The organism is Nocardioides albertanoniae, from assembly GCF_006716315.1.
In the GTDB taxonomy this organism is placed as follows: Bacteria; Actinomycetota; Actinomycetes; order Propionibacteriales; family Nocardioidaceae; genus Nocardioides; species Nocardioides albertanoniae.
In genome coordinates this window covers 3,455,589-3,473,233 of the sequence record NZ_VFOV01000001.1, presented here as the reverse complement: position 1 = coordinate 3,473,233, position 17,645 = coordinate 3,455,589, and the positions used below count along the sequence as shown (strand labels likewise).

14 protein-coding genes are annotated in these 17,645 nt (G+C 70.4%); 12 read left to right on the top strand and 2 right to left on the bottom strand.

Annotation, left to right across the window (positions count from 1 at the left end; all coding sequences use genetic code 11):
- The first annotated feature begins 33 nt into the window (after positions 1-33).
- The 4 genes from FB381_RS16640 to mutM all read left to right on the top strand — a co-directional run bounded on the left by FB381_RS16640 (position 34) and on the right by mutM (position 2,406).
- Entirely contained in the window at positions 34-588 is a 555-nt protein-coding gene (locus FB381_RS16640) for a YceD family protein (RefSeq protein ID WP_141781314.1), read from the top strand.
- Positions 589-656: 68 nt separating this feature from the next.
- Positions 657-842 (top strand): 50S ribosomal protein L32, encoded by a 186-nt coding sequence (gene rpmF, locus FB381_RS16635; RefSeq protein WP_141781313.1) that lies wholly within the window; start codon positions 657-659, stop codon positions 840-842.
- A 20-nt stretch (positions 843-862) separates the two neighbouring features.
- Positions 863-1,561, top strand: coding sequence for a ribonuclease III (rnc, locus tag FB381_RS16630; RefSeq protein WP_141781312.1), 699 nt, complete (start codon positions 863-865; stop codon positions 1,559-1,561).
- The gene (gene mutM, locus FB381_RS16625; protein ID WP_141781311.1) at positions 1,561-2,406 is read left to right on the top strand and encodes a bifunctional DNA-formamidopyrimidine glycosylase/DNA-(apurinic or apyrimidinic site) lyase; all 846 of its coding nucleotides are present in this window, start codon (positions 1,561-1,563) and stop codon (positions 2,404-2,406) included. The genes rnc and mutM overlap by 1 nt, the downstream gene beginning before the upstream one ends.
- On the opposite strand, the gene FB381_RS16620 is transcribed toward mutM, so the two are convergent.
- The gene (locus tag FB381_RS16620; RefSeq protein ID WP_141781310.1) at positions 2,357-3,103 is read right to left on the bottom strand and encodes a DUF998 domain-containing protein; all 747 of its coding nucleotides are present in this window, start codon (positions 3,101-3,103) and stop codon (positions 2,357-2,359) included. The genes mutM and FB381_RS16620 overlap by 50 nt on opposite strands.
- A 196-nt stretch (positions 3,104-3,299) precedes the next feature.
- On the opposite strand from FB381_RS16620, the gene FB381_RS16615 reads away from it, so the two are divergent.
- The 8 genes from FB381_RS16615 to smc all read left to right on the top strand — a co-directional run bounded on the left by FB381_RS16615 (position 3,300) and on the right by smc (position 16,899).
- On the top strand, positions 3,300-4,184 hold the full coding sequence (locus FB381_RS16615; protein WP_141781309.1) for a hypothetical protein: 885 nt from the start codon (positions 3,300-3,302) through the stop codon (positions 4,182-4,184).
- A 115-nt stretch (positions 4,185-4,299) separates the two neighbouring features.
- Positions 4,300-4,497 (top strand): hypothetical protein, encoded by a 198-nt coding sequence (locus tag FB381_RS16610; protein ID WP_141781308.1) that lies wholly within the window; start codon positions 4,300-4,302, stop codon positions 4,495-4,497.
- A 231-nt stretch (positions 4,498-4,728) separates the two neighbouring features.
- Positions 4,729-6,786, top strand: coding sequence for an acyltransferase family protein (locus tag FB381_RS16605; protein WP_170225190.1), 2,058 nt, complete (start codon positions 4,729-4,731; stop codon positions 6,784-6,786).
- Positions 6,787-6,805: 19 nt separating this feature from the next.
- Positions 6,806-8,662, top strand: a complete 1,857-nt coding sequence (locus FB381_RS16600; protein ID WP_141781306.1) for a glycosyltransferase family 2 protein — start codon at positions 6,806-6,808, stop codon at positions 8,660-8,662.
- Positions 8,663-8,757: 95 nt separating this feature from the next.
- Positions 8,758-10,419 (top strand): glycosyltransferase family 2 protein, encoded by a 1,662-nt coding sequence (locus FB381_RS16595; RefSeq protein WP_141781305.1) that lies wholly within the window; start codon positions 8,758-8,760, stop codon positions 10,417-10,419.
- Positions 10,416-11,906: a glycosyltransferase family 61 protein gene (locus tag FB381_RS16590; protein ID WP_141781304.1), complete on the top strand. Its 1,491-nt coding sequence runs from the start codon at positions 10,416-10,418 to the stop codon at positions 11,904-11,906. Before FB381_RS16595 ends, FB381_RS16590 begins: the two co-directional genes overlap by 4 nt.
- 160 nt (positions 11,907-12,066) lie before the next feature.
- Entirely contained in the window at positions 12,067-13,188 is a 1,122-nt protein-coding gene (locus FB381_RS16585; protein WP_246088325.1) for a polysaccharide pyruvyl transferase family protein, read from the top strand.
- Between the two features lie 171 nt (positions 13,189-13,359).
- Positions 13,360-16,899, top strand: a complete 3,540-nt coding sequence (gene smc / locus FB381_RS16580) for a chromosome segregation protein SMC (protein ID WP_141781302.1) — start codon at positions 13,360-13,362, stop codon at positions 16,897-16,899.
- Here smc and FB381_RS16575 read toward each other — a convergent pair.
- Complete coding sequence (locus tag FB381_RS16575) at positions 16,887-17,645, bottom strand: HpcH/HpaI aldolase family protein (RefSeq protein WP_211352467.1); 759 nt, start codon at positions 17,643-17,645, stop codon at positions 16,887-16,889. The genes smc and FB381_RS16575 overlap by 13 nt on opposite strands.

The window sequence follows — 17,645 nt, the reverse complement described above, 5'->3', positions numbered from 1 at the left end:
CTGATCTGTCGTGCCCTCATCCGGAAGTGAAACATGACTACCCTGGACCCGAGAGCGCCGCTCGTGCTCGACACTCGCGAGCTCGGCCGCCGCCCGGGGTCCGAGCGTCACGTTGAGCTGACGGTGCCGGCCCCGGCGGATCTTGGTATTGAAGTCCTCAGTGTCCCCGAGGGGTCGCAGGTCGAGCTCGACCTGCGCCTCGAGGCGGTCATGGAGGGTGTGCTGGTCACTGGGACGGCGATCGCCGGCCTCGAGGGCGAGTGCGTGCGGTGCCTGGAGCCGATCAAGGACGAAACCGAGGTCGACATCCAGGAGTTGTACGTCTACGACGACTCTCGTGACGGGCAGGACCCCGACGAGGACGACGAGACCAGCCGGACCGAGGGAGATCTGATCGACCTCGAGCCGGTGCTCAGGGATGCGGTGGTGCTCGCACTGCCGTTCCAGCCGATGTGCCAGGACGACTGTCCCGGACTGTGCCCCGAGTGCGGGGTGCGGCTCGCGGACGAGCCCGGGCACGACCACGGCGAGAAGGTCGACCCGCGCTGGGCGGGGCTGGCCGAGCTGAAGCAGGACCCCAACAACTAGCATTCCCCAGCAGATCAGCATCGAACAGCCGGTCGAGATCCGACCGGCCCTGGTATGAGGAGATAACAGTGGCTGTCCCGAAGCGGAAGATGTCGCGCAGCAACACCCGCCACCGCCGCTCGGCCTGGAAGGCCGTTGCGCCGACCCTGGTGACGTGCGCGAACCCCGCCTGCGACGCCAAGCACATCCCGCACCGTGCGTGCGGTGAGTGCGGTCAGTACGGCGCTCGCGCCGCACGTCGCCAGGTTCTCTGAGCTGACACGCGGTTAGTCTCCTGACCAACTACGCCGAGCTTCGCCAAGCGCTCGGGGATCCGATCCTGGACCCCGAGCTGCTTGAGCGTTCGCTCACACACCGCTCGTACGCCTACGAGAACGGTGGCCTGCCCACCAACGAGCGCCTGGAGTTCCTGGGCGACTCGGTGCTCGGCGTGGTGGTCACCGAGACCCTCTACCGCATCCACCCCGACCTGCCCGAGGGCAAGCTCGCCAAGCTGCGGGCGGCGGTCGTGAACGCCCGCGCCCTGGCCGAGGTCGGTCAGGGCATCGGCCTGGGCCAGCACATCAAGCTGGGCCGGGGCGAGGAGGCCACCGGTGGACGCGAGAAGTCATCGATCGTCTCCGACACCGTCGAAGCGGTGATCGGTGCGGTCCACCTCTCCGGTGGCATCGAGGTCTCCACGGTCCTGGTCCACCTGCTCTTCGACCCGCTCATCAAGGCGGCCTCCGACCTCGGTGCCGGGCTCGACTGGAAGACCTCGCTGCAGGAGCTCGCCGCCGAGCGTTCCCTCGGCGTGCCCGAATACGTCATCACCGACGAGGGCCCCGACCACATGAAGACCTTCACCGCGAAGGTGCGGGTCGGCGAGCAGCTCTACGGCAACGGCGTCGGCCGCTCCAAGAAGGAGGCCGAGCAGGCCGCCGCGGAGACGGCCTACGGCGAGATCCAGGCCGCCGAACCCTCGACGGCATAGTGCCTGAGCTGCCCGAGGTCGAGGTCGTACGCGCCGGCCTCGAGCGCCACGTCGTCGGCGCGCGCATCGTCTCCGTCGAGGTGCTGCACCCCAGACCCGTCCGCCGCCATCTCGCCGGCGCCTCGGCCTTCGCCGTCGAGCTCACCGACCGGGTGATCACCGGCGCCCGCCGCCGCGGCAAGTATCTCTGGCTCCCGCTCGACGGCCGTGACGCCCTGATGGCCCACCTGGGCATGAGCGGCCAGATGCTCGTCCAGCCCCCGATGTCGGCTGACGAGCGGCACCTGCGGGTCCGCCTCCGTCTCGACGGCGCCGCCGAGGGCCGCGAGCTCAGGTTCGTCGACCAGCGCATGTTCGGCGGCCTCTCGATCAGCCCCGGGGGAGCCGAGCTCCCGGCCGAGATCGCCCACATCGCTCCCGACCCGCTCGAGGCGGCCTTCGACACCGAGGCTGTCGTGGCCCGCGTGCGTCGCTCGGCCAGCGGAATCAAGCGCATCCTGCTCAACCAGAGCGTGATCAGCGGCGTCGGCAACATCTACGCCGACGAGGCCCTGTGGCGCGCCAAGCTGCACGGCGAGCGACCGGGGGAGCGCCTCAGCGCCGCCAAGGTGCGTGAGCTGCTCGGCCACGTACGTGACGTGATGACGCAGGCGCTCGCCCAGGGCGGTACCTCCTTCGACGCGCTCTACGTCAACGTGAACGGCGAGTCGGGCTACTTCGAGCGGTCGCTCGCGGCGTACGGGCGTGAGGGTGAGCCGTGCGACCGGTGCGGCACCCCGCTGCGTCGCGCCGCCTTCATGAACCGCTCGAGCTACTTCTGCCCGCGCTGCCAGCGACTGCGCTGATCGAGGCTCGGGCGCGGCGCGATGCTCGGCCGGCGACGAGCACGGCGATCCCGGCGACGGTCTCGGCGGCTGTGACGGTGTAGACCGCGACGCGCTCGGGGATGCCGTCGACGCCTGAGCCGGAGGTGGCCAGCAGGTAGAGGAACCCGGCCAAGCCGAGGACCCCGAGGGTGATCAGCGTGCGGCCGAGGCCACGTACGCGTCGGCGCAGCAGGTCGGTGCCGACGACGATCGCCGCGGTGTTGCCGGCCACGATCGCGAGCAGCGCCCCGAGCCCGTGGAGGACGATGGTGCCGTCGTCCAGGGCTGCCTGGGAGCCGGGGAAGAGGCCGACCAGGCTCATGCCGACGGCGTGGACGCCGGCCAGGACCAGGTAGGCGCGGCGCAGCCCGGTGCGGAGGACCGCATGCCAGAGCAGGGCGGCGGCGATGACGAAGATGACTCCGTGCAGCACGAACGCGGTGTTCATCACGGCGTGCAGCGGCGAGTCGATCATGCGGCCCTGCGTCTCGCCGACGTCGGGGACGCCGAGGTCGCTGATGTAGTTGAGGCTGTAGCTGTAGGTCGGGTCGCGCCATGCGGACGCGGCGATCGCCTCGCAGACCACGTACATCCCGGCGTTCAGCACCAGCAGCACCGCCCCGATCGTGAATCGGCGCTCTCGCAGGAGCGGTGTCGCGTCCTGGGTGGTGGTCATCTCGACACCTTCCGTCGTCTCGGGCTCAAGCGGCCGGAGGGGAGACGCCGGTGAGGCGCGCGGCCCGGCCCGCAGCTGAGAGGCAGTCTGCTCCTCCCGTCCTCGGGATCGTGAGTCGGGGCGCGTGGCCACAGGACGCGCTCCGATCCGTGTCCCACGATGACGGATCTACCAATGCGTGGATAGGCTCGGCCTCGTGCGAGAACGTTTCCGGTTGTCCCCAGGCGGTCGCTACCCCCACGAGCCGTGGTTCCACATCGGCTCCCTGGGGGTGACCACGACGTGGCTGGTGGTCTTCGGGAGCATCGTCGGCCTGGTGCTCTTCGCCGCGCTGGGCGGCGCGGGCGTGGCGAGCGGGCTGGCGCTGATCCAGCCCAACGTCGCCGCGCTGAAGCTGTGGACGCTGGTCACCTGGCCGTTCGCCTACCCCGAGTTCAGCATCTTCCACGTCCTGGCGATCTTCTTCTTCTGGTACTTCGGGTCCGACCTGGAGCGCAACGAGCTCGGCCGGGTGCGGTTCGCCTGGATGCTGGTGGCGTTCACCGGCGTGCTCTCGGTGCTGACCGTGCTGTTCGGCTCGGTGCTCGACCCCGGCTATCTGCTGGCCGGCCTGGGCATGCTGGAGATGATGGTGGTGCTGCTGTGGATCGCCCAGTGGCCCGACCGGATGTTCATCTTCAACATCCCGGCCTGGCTCTTCGGTGTGATCCTCGTCGGCATCCAGCTGATCCAATACCTGGGCTACCGCAGCTGGGTGATGCTGCTCGTCTTCGTCGTCGGCCTGGCGATCAACGCGTTCGTCGCGCGTCAGTTCGGCCTGCTCGACCGGTTCGCCTGGATCCCGCAGGTCGCCGGACCTCCGCAGCAGAAGGCGGCCAAGCCGGCCAAGGCCAAGAAGCGCAAGTCGTCGGGCCCGACCGTGGTCGCCGGACCGTGGGAGTCCTCGACTCCCACCGCGTCGAAGGATGACCAGCGGATGGACGAGCTGCTCGACAAGATCCACGCCGAGGGCGCCGACTCGCTGAGCGGCAAGGAGAAGAAGGAGCTCATGGCACTGCGTGAGCGCCGCCGCCGCAGCTGAGCAGTCGTGTCACCTGGGGTTGCGCGACGTTGACGCTCGCCGATAACGGTGTCACTCTTGTAGACGGCCCGGTATCGCGGGAGCTTCTAGTGATTCCAACGAAGGAAACGTATTCATGGCGAAGGCGCTGATCGGTTACATGAGCAGCGACCTGCGGACTCCCGCCCACCTCACTGCCGAGAATGCTCGGTTGCGTGCGCGTGTGCGTGAGCTCGAGGATCTCGTTCTCACTGTCAAGAACGAGAACGATGCGTTGGTCGCGGCTCACACCGCTGACATCGACACCTCGATGCAGGAGATGCAGCCCGCCTGACCTGCGGGCATCTGCAACACAACGAGCGAGAGCTTTTCTTCATCGCTGCCTCGTTCAGGGGAACCGACTCTGATGTTCAGGGTCGGTTTCGACCTTTTCGGGAGTCGTACGCGGGTGACACCGGGTGTTCACCTGCGCGTCGGGCTGCGGGCATCTGCTGTCACCCGGTCTGGCTACGCTCGCGCGGTTCGCCATCGCTGATGGCCCCTCGCGATCCCTCAGGAGCTGTTGTTGTCCCCGCTGCGTACCCGTTCGGAAACAGCAGCAGGGCCCCGCGTCGACATCCAGGCGCTGAGAGCGCTCGCGGTGTCGCTGGTCGTCGTCTACCACTTCTGGCCGGGCGGGCTCACGGGCGGCTACGTCGGTGTCGACGTCTTCTTCGTCATCTCCGGCTTCCTGATCACCACCCATCTGCTCGACCGGGTGCCGGGCGGCCTGCGCGATCTCGGTGAGTTCTGGGGCCGCCGGATCCGCCGGCTGCTGCCGGCCGCGCTCACCGTCATCGCCGCGACGCTGGCCGCCACGTGGTGGATCGCGCCGGCGACGATCTGGGACGGCACCGCCCGGCAGTCGGTCGCCTCGGCGTTCTACGTGCAGAACTGGCTCCTCGCCCGCGACTCCGTCGACTACCTGGCGGCCGATGACGCGGCGACCCCGGTGCAGCACTTCTGGTCGCTCTCGGTCGAGGAGCAGTTCTACCTCGGCTGGCCGGTGCTGATCCTCCTGGTCGGCCTCGTCGCTCGCCGCCGGGGGATGTCGCTGCGCCGTGCCGCCGCGGTGACGATGACGCTGGTCGTCGCGGCCTCGCTGGCCTGCTCGGTGCTGCTCACCGACGCCTCGTCCTACTTCGTGACCTACACCCGGGTCTGGGAGCTCGGCGCGGGAGGTCTGGTCGCGGTGGCCGCACCCGTCCTGGCGCGGCTGCCGCAGGGCGTACGCCTGGGGCTCGTGTGGCTCGGGCTCGCGCTGGTGGTCTACGCCGCGCTCGTCTTCGACGCAGCCACGCTCTTCCCCGGCTCCGCCGCGCTGGTGCCGGTCGTCGGCGCGGCGCTGATCGTCGTGGCCGACGTACGCCGCGGGCCGCTGTCACCGCTGTGGGCGATGGGCCGCCGGCCCGTGCAGACCCTCGGCGACCTGTCCTACTCGATCTACCTGTGGCACTGGCCGCTGGTCATCCTGCTGCCCTACGCCATCGGCGGCCCGGCGCCGGGCGCGGTCAAGCTGCTCGCGCTGTGCGCGGTCGTGCTGGCCGCCTGGGCGACCAAGGTCTACGTCGAGGATCCGCTGCGCGGCCGCCGGCCGCTGGGGCTCCCGCTGCGTCGCAGCTTCGTCTTCGCGCTCGCCGGGTCGCTGATCATCGGCACCTGCGGGTTCGCGCTGCATCGCGAGTCGGAGGCCCAGACACGTCAGGTCGCGGCGCCCTCGCCCGCAGAGGACCCGTGCTACGCCTCCGCGGCGCTGGCCGACGACTCGTGCTCGCCGCACGGGTCCGGCGACCTCTACCTCCCGCCGCTGGCGGCGGTGGAGGACAAGTCTTCGCTCTTCGACCGGGGCTGCGTGCTGCAGATGGACGACACCTCCCGCAAGACCTGCACCTTCGGCAGCGACGCGCCCGACGCGACCCCGGTCGCCCTCGTCGGCAACTCCCACGCCGCGATGTGGGCGCCGGCGCTGGAGAAGGTCGCCCGCGAGCGCAACTGGCGGGTCACGACCTACCTGATGTACGAGTGCTACACGGTCGACCGTCCGGTCTCGCTCCCGAAGGCCGGCGCGACGCAGGCGTGCGCCGACTGGAACAGGTATGTCATCGACCGGGTCGCCGCCGGCGAGGACCGGCTCGTGGTGGTCAGCAACCGCTACTACCGCACGATGGCGGCCGCCGACGGGCAGCAGCGAGCCAGTCTCGCCCTGGCCCGGAAGTCCTCGGCCAGGGTGCTCGAGCGCTGGTCGGGCGCCGGCAAGAACGTGCTGGTCGTCAAGGACCCGCCCACCCCGCCCACGCCCAACACGCCCGACTGCGTCGCCGCCAACCCGTCGCGTCTCGGTGCCTGCGACGGCACGGTCGCCGAGACCGCCTCACCCGACCCGATGGTCGCCGTCGCCCGCGACCTGCGACCCCAGGGCGTCACCGTGCTCGACACCGCCGCCGACTTCTGCCGCGACGGCAGGTGCTACGCGACCATCGGCGGCGTGGTCGCCTACTACGACCAGTCGCACGTGACCACCACGTATGCGAAGAGTCTCGCCGACCGGATCGATGCGGCCGCGACGACAGCAACAGGAAGTTGACAGCTCCATGACCAGGCCCGTGACCACCAGGCCCCTGACACCCCTGCCCGCCGCCTCCGAGGACGCCGCCGAGCAGGTGCTCTCCAGCACCGAGGACATCGTGGCGTACGCCGCCGGGCTGGTGCCGCCCACCGACGAGCTCGCCCTCGCCGTCGCCGACGTCGACCTGGTGCGGGTGCTGACGACCCTCGCGCCCGAGGTCACGGTGCGGCGGCTCTCGCTGCGCATCGAGCGGTGGGAGAGCCCGCACAAGCAGTGGCACGGCCGTCTCGGCCGGCTGCCGGGGCTGCTGCGTCACGAGGTGCGCTACCCCCGCAGCGGCGTCGGCACCGCCGAGATCGAGCTGGTGGTGGGCAGGCCGACGCCGCTGGCCACGGTCGCCCGGGCGATCTACCCGCTCTTCGCCGTGACGCGCGGTCTGCACGGCTACGGATATGTCGAGATCGGCTCCGACGCGCTGGCTCCCGCGGGGCTGGCGCTGCTGCCGACCCCGTCGGCGCCCGGCGTACCCGGTCTGCCGGTCGACCATCTCAACGGCGTCGGCCTGAGCCTGGCCGACTACGGCCTCGTCAGCGACCCCGAGCGGTTCGCCCAGCTCGACGCGGTCAAGGACGACCCGGCGCGCACGATCTTCCGCCACCCGCTCGCGGTCGACGCCACGACGGGCCACCTCGCCGTCGCGGGCCGCGACCAGGCACCGCTGGTCGACCTCAACGTGCACAACCCGGTCGGACGGTTCCAGGGCTGGTACGACCCCGACGGCTGGCTCGAGGCGCGCCTGGTCGACGGTGCCCTGTGCCTGGACCCGACCGCTGCCTCGGCCGAGGGCGTCGCCGGGCTCACCCATCGGCTGTCGGCGCCGTTGCCGGCGGCGAGCGTACGCAGCCTGCGCCGGATCGAGTCGGTCGACCTCTCCGGGCTGGAGGTCGCCGACGAGCAGGAGGAGCGCACGTTCTACCGCCGGCTGGCGGAGCTGGCCGCGACCGGGACGATCCTGCACTCGCTGCCTGCCTCCCTGCGGCTGGCCGAGGACGTGCTCGGCAAGAGCCTCGCCGAGCTGGTGCGCCGGCCCCACCGGCCGAGCTCGGGCCTAGCCCGCGAGCTGCGCTCGGTGCCGCAGCGCCGTGAGGCGATGGAGCGCTTCGGCGGGTTCTTCGAGCTCGCCGACCACGTCCACCAGCAGGGTCACCGGTTGCTGCCCACGGTCAGTGCGGTGCTCTCGACCATGCGGCCCGACCGGGTCGCGGCGGTGATCGAGGCGCTCGCCGCGCAGCGTTACCCGCACCTGGAGATCATCGTCGCGCTCCACGGGGCCGAGGGTGCGCTGCCGCCGCGGCTGGAGCAGGTGATCGCCGCGGCCGGCGCGGTGGTCACCGTGCACGAGAAGGAGAAGCCCTTCGGGGAGGTGCTCGCCGACGCCGCCCGGACTGCGTCGGGCGACCTGGTCGTGAAGATCGACGACGACGACGTCTACGGGCCCCAGGTGATCTCCGACCTGGTGCTCGCCCACCTCTACTCGGGTGCCGACATGGTCGGGAAGACGACCGAGTATCTCTACCTCGAGGCGCTCGACCACACCGTGCACCGCACCTTCGCGACCGAGGCCTACCACTACCAGATCGCCGGCGGAGCGATGATGCTCTCCACCGCGCTGCTCAACGAGATCGGTGGCTGGCGGCCCACGCCCAACTCGACCGACCGGTCGGTGCTCATCCGTGCCGGCAACGCCGGTGCGATCGGCTACCGCACGAACGGGCTCGGCTACGTCTACATCCGTCACGCCGACGGCCACACCTGGCGCCGCGACGACTCCAGCCTCGTCGAGGGCGCCTACGAGCAGTGGCCGCGGTTCGTCCCCGACATCGTCGAGGGCTGACCTCGACGACGCTGCTGCTCGAACCGCATCCCGAAGCCACACCCCACCGCACGTACGGCCGTCTTCGGCCAGAAGAGCAAAGGACCACACCAACGATGCCCAAGCCGTTGACCGCCAACCCCGCCCTGAGCGACGTCGTCTACAAGAACCAGTGGCGTGACGTCTTCGACGGCACCCTGCCCGAGGGCTGGGAGCCGACCCTGAAGGTCTCGGTCGTCACCGCGGCCTTCAACTCCAAGACCCTCGACCTGACCCTCGCCTCGCTCGCGGCCCAGGACTACCCCGAGCACCTCCTCGAGGTGATCGTGGTCGACGACGGCAGCGATCCTGCGGTCGAGATCGGGGCGTACGCACCGAAGAACACCCGGCTGATCCGGGTCCACGAGGAGCTGGGGGAGGGCTGGGGCCGCTCCAACGCGCTCCACATCGGGATCGAGGCCTCCGACGGCGACATCGTCTACTGGGTCGACTCCGACATGATCCTGTTCTCCGACAACGTGCGCGAGCACGCGAAGTGGGCCCACTTCATCCCCGAGGCCGCGACCATCGGCCACAAGGGGTTCGTGGAGGAGTGGGACTTCACCCCCGAGCAGGTCTTCGACGAGGTACGCAGCGACGAGATCCGCAAGCACCACGACCTCGCCACGCTGCACCGGCACTGGTCGCTGGACATCTTCGAGGAGACGGACGACCTCAACACCAGCGGCGGTCGCAACTACTCCACCCACATGGGCGCCTGCGCCACCGTGACCCGCTCGGTCTACGAGCACACCTTCGGCCAGCGGCCCGAGCTCAAGCTCGGCGACGACACCGAGATCGCCTACCAGATCTGGCAGCGCGGCGCCGTCTTCATCCCGGTGATGTCCGCGGAGACCTATCACCTCGGCCGGGCGACCGTGCAGGACAAGGGCCGCGAGGTCGCCCACTTCAACGACGTCCACTTCGCCCAGAAGATGCCGATCCCGCGCTACCGGCGTGCGGCCACCAACCGCTCCTGGGAGGTGCCCTTCGTCACCGCCGTGGTGAAGGTCGACGCCGCGACCGCGCAGGTCGCGCGTCGCTGCGTCGACATGCTGCTCAACCAGACCGAGACCGACCTCCAGATCCTGCTCGTCGGGCCCTGGTCGAGCCTGGCGAGCGGGCGCCGCCGGGTGCTCGCCGACGAGGATCTCGAGCTCCATCTGCTGCGCGAGTGGTTCCGGTGCGAGGGCCGCGTCACGATGCTCGACGACGACCCCGACGACGTCTTCCCCTCGCCCTACCGCCTCGACGTGCCGGTCACGCTGGGCCTCGGCGCGAGCGCGCTGCACGAGATCATGCGCGACGTCTACGTCAACGACCTCGGCGTGGTGAGCTACTTCGCTCCCGAGGGCGCCGACCAGTCGGCGGTGCTGACCATCCGGCCCACCCAGGCCTACAGCCGCGCGATGCGCTACGCCTCGGAGACGGTGACCCCCATCGAAGCCCTCGACGCCGTCTGGGGTGTCGAGTGGCGCTCGAGCAAGGAGCTCGGTCTCCTCGACCTCGGCACGGCCGAGCCGGTCAAGAAGGTCACCCGTGGCGAGGGCGACCTGGCGGTCACCGAGCTGCGCGACCAGCTGAAGAAGGTGCGCAGCCAGGCCGAGAACGCCAGGAAGCGTGCTCGGGCCAACCGCGAGCGCGCCGAGGCCGCGGAGGCGCGTGCCGAGGCGCTGGGCATCAAGCGACGCGTACGCAGCAAGGTGGATCGGGTCGCTCGCGGGCTCCGACGGGTATGAACGACCCGGGCGTCACCGAGGAGCAGATCCAGCGGCTCGTCGAGAGTCGGGACGGCGACGGTGTCGCGGCCGCGATCGAGACCTGGCGAGCGGCCACCGGGCGGCTCCCGGCCGACGGGCTGCTGGTCGCCGCCGACGCCGTCCAGCACGGTGCCGGCCGGCTGCTCGAGCAGCTGAGCGGCAACGATGGTGGCTTCGACCGGATCGGCTTCAACGCCGCCGTGCGCCACCTCAGCTTCTACGGGCTGGGCGACCTGGCGGCCGAGGTGGTCGACGAGGTCGAGGCGCGCGGTCTGCTGCCCGGTGACGACCTGCGGCTGGAGAACGCCAAGCTCGTCATCGCCGGCGTGCGGGAGCGGCTGGACCGCTTCGAGGAGCTGGCCGCCTCGGGCGACTACGAGCTGGTGCGGCTCCTCGAGGCGCGTGACTTCGAGCGTCGTCCGCTCCTGCAGCGGCTTCCGGCCGTCGCCGAGGCCGACCTGACCTGCTACCAGACCAGCACGAGGACGACCCGGCACCCCTCGACCTTCGAGCGCGACTTCGCCGCGCTGCCGGCGGCCCAGCGCGCCACCCTGCGTGCGGCCGGGTTCGACCGGGGCCACACCGAGACCGAGGTCGAGCGGGTCTTCCTCGCTCGCGACGTGCGGTTCTGCGTCTGTGACGAGGACCTCGCGACCGCGTTCACGGGGGAGAGCCGCACCCGTACGATCCGCGCCTCGAGGTATGCCAAGGCGAGCAGCCTCAACGTCGCTGCGCCGGTGCGGGAGCAGATCCCCGCGGCGTACGTCTTGCCGTTCGCGCACAACTACGTGAACTACTACCACCTGGTCGCCGAGGCGGCCGCCGGGCTGCGGAGCATCCACCGGGTCGCCGACGACGTGCCGATCGTCTACGTCGAGGACCGTTTCGACGTGCTCCCGTTCGTCTTCGAGCGGCTCGGGCTCGACCCGGCGCGGCTGGTCTCGGCCGCCGAGCTGGAGACGACGCAGGTGGCGTGCGGCTACTGGCCCGACCCGCCGCCCTACCTGTGGGCGCGCTGGGTCTACGACTTCTTCGCCGGGCTGGGAGCGGGCGAGGTCGACCGCCGGTGGCGCCGCGTCTACCTCTCGCGCGCCCGGTCGGTGCGCTCGTTCGCCAACGAGGCCGCGGTCGAGGAGATGATGGCCGGCCTCGGTTTCGCGATCGTCTACGCCGAGGAGCTGAGCGTCGCCGAGCAGGCCCGGGTCTTCGGTGCCGTCGACATCGTCGTCGCGCCCCACGGAGCCGGGTTGACCAACCTCGTCTTCTGCCGACCCGGCACGCGGGTCGTCGAGCTCTTTCCCGACACGTATGTGAAACCCGACTTCTATCTCAGGTCGAAGCACCTCGACGCCGACTACCGGGCCATGGTCGTCGCCGACGACACCGTGGACCTCTCGCTCCTGTCGAGGCTGGTCGGTGCTGCCGAGCGGCCGTGGGCGCCGCACTGGCTGGCTTCGTGGGCCTGAGGAGTCGAGCATTGAGGAGTCGAGCCCTGCGGCCACCGAGCGTTCATCTGGGGTTCGGCCGACCGACATCGGCGCCCATCCTGCCTGGCTACGCTCGCGCGGTTCGCCGCGCTGCGGCGTCCTGTTCCCGCGATCCTCAGGAGCCTTTCCGTTGTCCTCGATGCGTCTGTCCTCGTTGCGTCACCACCCGGTCGTCCGGTCGGCGGCCCGCCGGCTGCCCGACCCGCTCAAGGAGCAGATCAAGACCGCGGTGGCCCGCCGCCGGCGCCGTGGCCGCAAGCCGGTCATCGGGCTGGCCGGGTTCTTCGGGGCCGGCAACTACGGTGACGAGCTCTTCCTGTCGGTCTATGAGCAGTACTTCGGCGAGGAGTTCGAGCTGCGGGTGCTCGCCGACAACATGACCAAGCCCTACTACGACCGGCCGCTGCCCGAGATCGTCGACGAGGTGGACGCCATTCTCATCGGCGGCGGGGACATCCTGCAGCCGTGGCAGGCCGACCCCCGCTACTTCAACCACAAGATGCTGGCCAAGCCCGTCTTCGTGGTCGGCATCGGGGTGCCGATCTACCGCAACACCGAGATCAAGCCCCACATCATCGAGAAGCACAAGAGGTTCCTCGAGCACCCGAACGTGAAGTTCATAGGCGTGCGCGACCGGCCGACCGCCGACTGGACCCTGGCGAACATCTCCGCGGACCTGGACATCAAGGTCGCACCGGACATGGTCTGCTCGCTGGATCTTCCTGCGGCGACCAAGCCCGAGGGAGCGCCGATCCTCGGCGTGGTCACCCGCTACCGGCCCAACCTGGACGAGCCCGACGACTACTCACGCGTGGAGGAGATGGCCGGCAAGGCGATTGCGGAGGGTTGGCGCGTACGTCATCTCATCCTGGGCACCATGGACGTCGGTCGCCGGGACATGGCCAACGCCGACGATCTCGACATCCCGGGCAAGGAGGTCGTCTACACCGAGGACCTCGACGAGCTCACCCGGGCGATCGGGGAGTGCACGGCGCTCGCGAGCATGAAGTTCCATGGCTCGGTGGTGGCCACGATGTACGGGGTGCCGTCGATCGTGATGATCCCGACCAACAAGAACCGTAACTTCATGAAGCGGATCGGCCTGGACGCGAACGTCTCCGACTTCGCCGCCGCCGACCTGGCCGAGAGGTTCGCCGACCGCATCGTCCCGGACCCCGAGGCGGTCGCTGGCCTGCGTACGGCCGCGGATGCGCACCTGCGGGAGCTGCGGACCGGGGTGAAGCAGACGCTGGGGCTCTGACTCCGACTGTCGTGGGAGCCGAGGTCCCCAGATCGACAGGCCCGACGGGTTATCCTCGACCCGCTGGGGTTCCCCTGAGCAGCGACGATTAGATTTGCTGACTCACCTCAGCCACGCTGATGTGTTGCGAGCCGAGTACGACCACGTGGTCCTGAGCCGGGGGAGAAGTCGATGTACCTCAAGCGTCTGACGCTGAAGGGTTTCAAGTCCTTCGCCTCCGCGACGACCCTCGAGCTCGAACCCGGGATCACCTGCATCGTCGGCCCCAACGGATCGGGCAAGTCCAACGTCGTCGACGCGCTTGCCTGGGTCATGGGTGAGCAGGGGGCCAAGAGCCTGCGCGGCGGCAAGATGGAGGACGTCATCTTCGCCGGCACCGCCGGGCGCGCTCCGCTCGGCCGCGCGGAGGTCGCGCTGACGATCGACAACTCCGACGGTGCGCTGCCGATCGAGTACGCCGAGGTCACCATCTCGCGCACGATGTTCCGCAACGGCGGCTCGGAGTACGCCATCAATGGCAGTCCGTGCCGGCTGCTCGACGTCCAGGACCTGCTCTCGGACTCCGGCATCGGCCGCGAGATGCACGTCATCGTCGGCCAGGGCCAGCTCGACACGATCCTGCGCGCCACCCCGGAGGACCGCCGCGGCTTCATCGAGGAGGCTGCCGGCGTTCTCAAGCACCGCAAGCGCAAGGAGAAGGCGCTGCGCAAGCTCGACTCCACGCAGGTCAACCTGGACCGGCTCCAGGACCTGCTCGTCGAGATCCGCCGCCAGCTCAAGCCGCTCGGCCGCCAGGCCGAGGTCGCCCGGCAGGCGCAGACGGTGCAGATGGACGTACGCGACGCCAAGGCCCGCATCTACGCCGACGACCTGGTCACCGCGAGGACCGAGCTCGACAAGGAGCTCGCCGACGAGGGCGCGCTGCTGGCCCGTCGGGCCGAGGTCGAGGAGACCATCGCGGAGGGCCGTGAGCAGGAGGCGGTGCTCGAGGCCGCGCTGCGCGAGGATCTGCCGGCGCTGGCCGCCGCGCAGGAGACCTGGTTCGCGCTGAACTCGCTGCGCGAGCGGCTGCGCGGCACCCAGTCGCTGGCCTCCGAGCGGGTCCGCAACGCGGCCGGCTCCGAGGACCTGGAGGTGCGCCAGGGGCGTGACCCCGAGGAGCTCGAGGCCCAGGCCGAGGTGGCCCGCGAGCAGGAGGAGACCGCCGACGCCGAGGTGGAGGAGCTCCGCTACTCCCTCGAGGAGGCGGTCGAGTCTCGCAAGGAGGCGGAGGATGCCGCGGCCGAGGAGGAGCGTCGGGTCAAGGGCCTCGAGCGCGCCGCCGCCGACCGTCGAGAAGGGCTGGCCCGGTTGACCGGCCAGGTCAACGCGCTCAAGTCGCGGGCCGCTGCCGCCGACGACGAGGTCGGGCGGTTGACCTCTGCGCGCGAGGAGGCGCTGGCACGCGCCGAGCGGGCCCAGCGCGACTTCACCGCCCTGGAGACCAAGGTCGCCGGGCTGGACGCGGGAGAGGAGGGCCTCGACGCTGAGCACGAGGCCGCTGCCGCCGGGCTGGAGGACATCGAGGAGCGGCTGGGCAAGCTGCAGGCCGAGGCGTCACAGGCCGACCGGGACCGCTCGACGCTGGCGGCCCGCAAGGACGCCCTGGAGATGGGTCTGAACCGCAAGGACGGCGCCGGTGCGCTGCTCGGCTCGGACCTGCCCGGGGTGCTGGGGTCGGTCGCTGCGCTGCTCGCGGTGCGCTCGGGCTACGAGGCCGCGGTGGCTGCGGCCCTCGGGACCGCGTCGGATGCGGTCGTCGTCGAGTCCGCCGAGCGTGCGGTCGGGGCGATCGAACATCTCAAGACCGAGGACCTCGGCCGCGCCGGGCTGCTCCTGGGCGGAACGTCCGAGGAGACCGGCGGCTGGCCGTCGCTGCCTGCTGGGGCTGCGTACGCCCTGGACGTGGTGGAGTGCCAGCCGGTGCTGCGGCCCGCGGTGGCGCGGCTGCTCGACAAGGTCGCGGTGGTCGAGGACCTCGCCGCCGCCCGGTCGCTCGTCACCGACGATCCCGAGCTCACCGCGGTGACCCGCGAGGGCGATCTGATCGGCGCCCACTTCGCCGCCGGCGGTTCCTCGAGCGTACCCAGCCTGCTCGAGGTGCAGGCCGCGGTCGACGAGGCCACCGCCCAGCTCGCCGAGGCCCACGCGGTCTCCGAGCGGGCCACCTTCGAGACCTCCAGGCTGGAGGCAGAGCGGCTGGCCGCTCAGAAGCGGGTCGACGTCGCGCTGGCCAAGCTGCACGAGTCCGACGCGACGCTCGCTGCGGTGGCCGAGGAGCTCGGCCAGTTCGGCGCCCAGTCCCGTGCGGCGCGCGGCGAGGCCGAGCGGCTGCTGGCTGCCGTCGAGCAGGCTCAGGAGGCGCGCGAGAGCGCCGTCGCCGGGCTCGCCGAGCTCGAGGAGCGGCTGGCGATGGCCGAGGAGGATCCCGAGGACGAGCCCGACGTGAGCGCCCGCGACGGGCTGGCCCAGGCCGCCCGCGACGCGCGACAGCGCGAGATGGACGCGCGGTTGGCGCTGCGTACCTCCGAGGAGCGCGCCCGCGCGCTGGCAGGTCGTGCCGAAGGGCTGCTCCGGGCGGCCCGGCAGGAGCGGGAGCAGCGTGCCAAGGCCGCCGCCCGTCGTGAGCAGATGCGCCGCGAGGGCGAGGCCGCGAGAGCGGTCGGGACCGCGGTGGCGTACGCGCTGGAGCGCCTGGAGGTCTCGGTGCAGAAGGCTGCCCGGGCCCGCACCGAGATCGAGGAGTCCCGCGCCGGGCGCGAGCAGGCGCTGCGCGAGTGCCGCTCGATGCTGCGCAACCTGGGCAAGGAGCTCGAGGAGCTGGTCAACTCCGTCCATCGCGACGAGATGGCCCGCACCCAGCAGCGGATGCGCATCGAGCAGATGGAGGAGCGGATCCTCGAGGAGCTCGGCCTCGACGCCGACGCGATCGTCAAGGACTACGGCCCCGACCAGATGGTGCCGCAGCACCCCGACCAGGACGGCAACGAGGTCGAGCCGATCCCGTACGTCCGTGCCGAGCAGGCCAAGCGGCTCAAGATCGCGGAGAAGAACCTGCGCGCTCTGGGCAAGGTGAACCCGCTGGCCCTGGAGGAGTTCGCGGCGATGGAGGAGCGTCACAAGTTCCTCACCGAGCAGCTCGAAGACCTCAAGCAGACCCGCAAGGACCTCCTCGACATCGTCAAGGAGGTCGACAACCGCGTCGAGCAGGTCTTCACCGAGGCCTGGGAAGACGTACGCGTCGCCTTCGACCACGTTTTCGCCCGGCTCTTCCCGGGTGGTGAGGGCAAGCTCGTGCTCACCGACCCGGCCAACATGCTCACCACCGGCATCGAGGTCGAGGCGCGCCCGCCAGGCAAGAAGGTCAAGCGCCTCTCGCTGCTCTCCGGCGGCGAGCGGTCGCTGGTCGCGGTCGCCTTCCTGGTCTCCCTGTTCAAGGCGCGCCCCTCGCCCTTCTACATCCTCGACGAGGTCGAGGCCGCGCTCGACGACACCAACCTCGGCCGCCTCCTGGAGATCTACGAGGAGCTGCGCGAGAACTCCCAGCTGATGGTCATCACCCACCAGAAGCGCACCATGGAGGTCGGCGACGCCCTCTACGGCGTCACCATGCGCGGCGACGGCGTCACCACCGTCATCTCGCAGCGGCTGAGGGACGCTCAGCCCGCCTGATCTGGGTATACGGCGTTGACGATCTGCCGTGCCCCGTTTGCCAGGATCGAGGTGTCGTTGCTGACCACGACGTAGTCGAAACCCCGGGCCAGGGCGGCCAGACCCTGTTCGCTGGTGCCGGCCGCCGTACCGATGGAGCGACCTGCATCAGAGGCCGCCTCCAGCGCGTGGGTGATCAGGTCCTGGACCTGCGCGTCGCTGGCCGGGACGCCCATCTCCATCGACAGATCCGCCGCACCGACGAACACCGAGTCGATCCCGTCGACCGCGAGGATGCCTGCGGTGTTCTCGATACCCTGCCTGCTCTCCAGCTGTACGACGCACAATGCGCCGTTGTTGCCGAAGTCGAGGTACTCGTCTCGGGGCAGGGTTCCCCAGCGGCCGGCGCGGCTCGTCCCGCCGGAACCTCGGGTGCCCCACGGGGGAAAGCGTGTCGAGCGGACAGCCGCCTCCGCCTGGGCGACCGTGTCGACGTGAGGCACCACGACCCCGGCCGCCCCGGCGTCCAGCACTCGCTGGATCGCGCTGTGGCCGTGGTCGGGCACCCTGACGAGCGGGTCCACGGCGAGCGACCGCGCCATCGCGACATGAGTAGACACCGCGCGCAGGTCCATGGCCGTGTGCTCGAGGTCGATGACCACGAAGTCGAAGCCGGCGTGGGCCATGATCTCGACGCTCTCCGGGTCCGGAAGCTTCACCCAGGTGCCGAGCGCGTCGCCGGTCTCGCCCTTTGTCCTCAGCGACAC

Coding starts and splice junctions, on each gene's coding strand:
- FB381_RS16620 (WP_141781310.1), bottom strand. CDS start 3,103: ATGACCACCACCCAGGACGCGACACCGCTCCTGCGAGAGCGCCGATTC.
- FB381_RS16610 (WP_141781308.1), top strand. CDS start 4,300: ATGGCGAAGGCGCTGATCGGTTACATGAGCAGCGACCTGCGGACTCCC.
- smc (WP_141781302.1), top strand. CDS start 13,360: ATGTACCTCAAGCGTCTGACGCTGAAGGGTTTCAAGTCCTTCGCCTCC.
- FB381_RS16585 (WP_246088325.1), top strand. CDS start 12,067: ATGCGTCTGTCCTCGTTGCGTCACCACCCGGTCGTCCGGTCGGCGGCC.
- FB381_RS16595 (WP_141781305.1), top strand. CDS start 8,758: ATGCCCAAGCCGTTGACCGCCAACCCCGCCCTGAGCGACGTCGTCTAC.
- FB381_RS16590 (WP_141781304.1), top strand. CDS start 10,416: ATGAACGACCCGGGCGTCACCGAGGAGCAGATCCAGCGGCTCGTCGAG.
- FB381_RS16640 (WP_141781314.1), top strand. CDS start 34: ATGACTACCCTGGACCCGAGAGCGCCGCTCGTGCTCGACACTCGCGAG.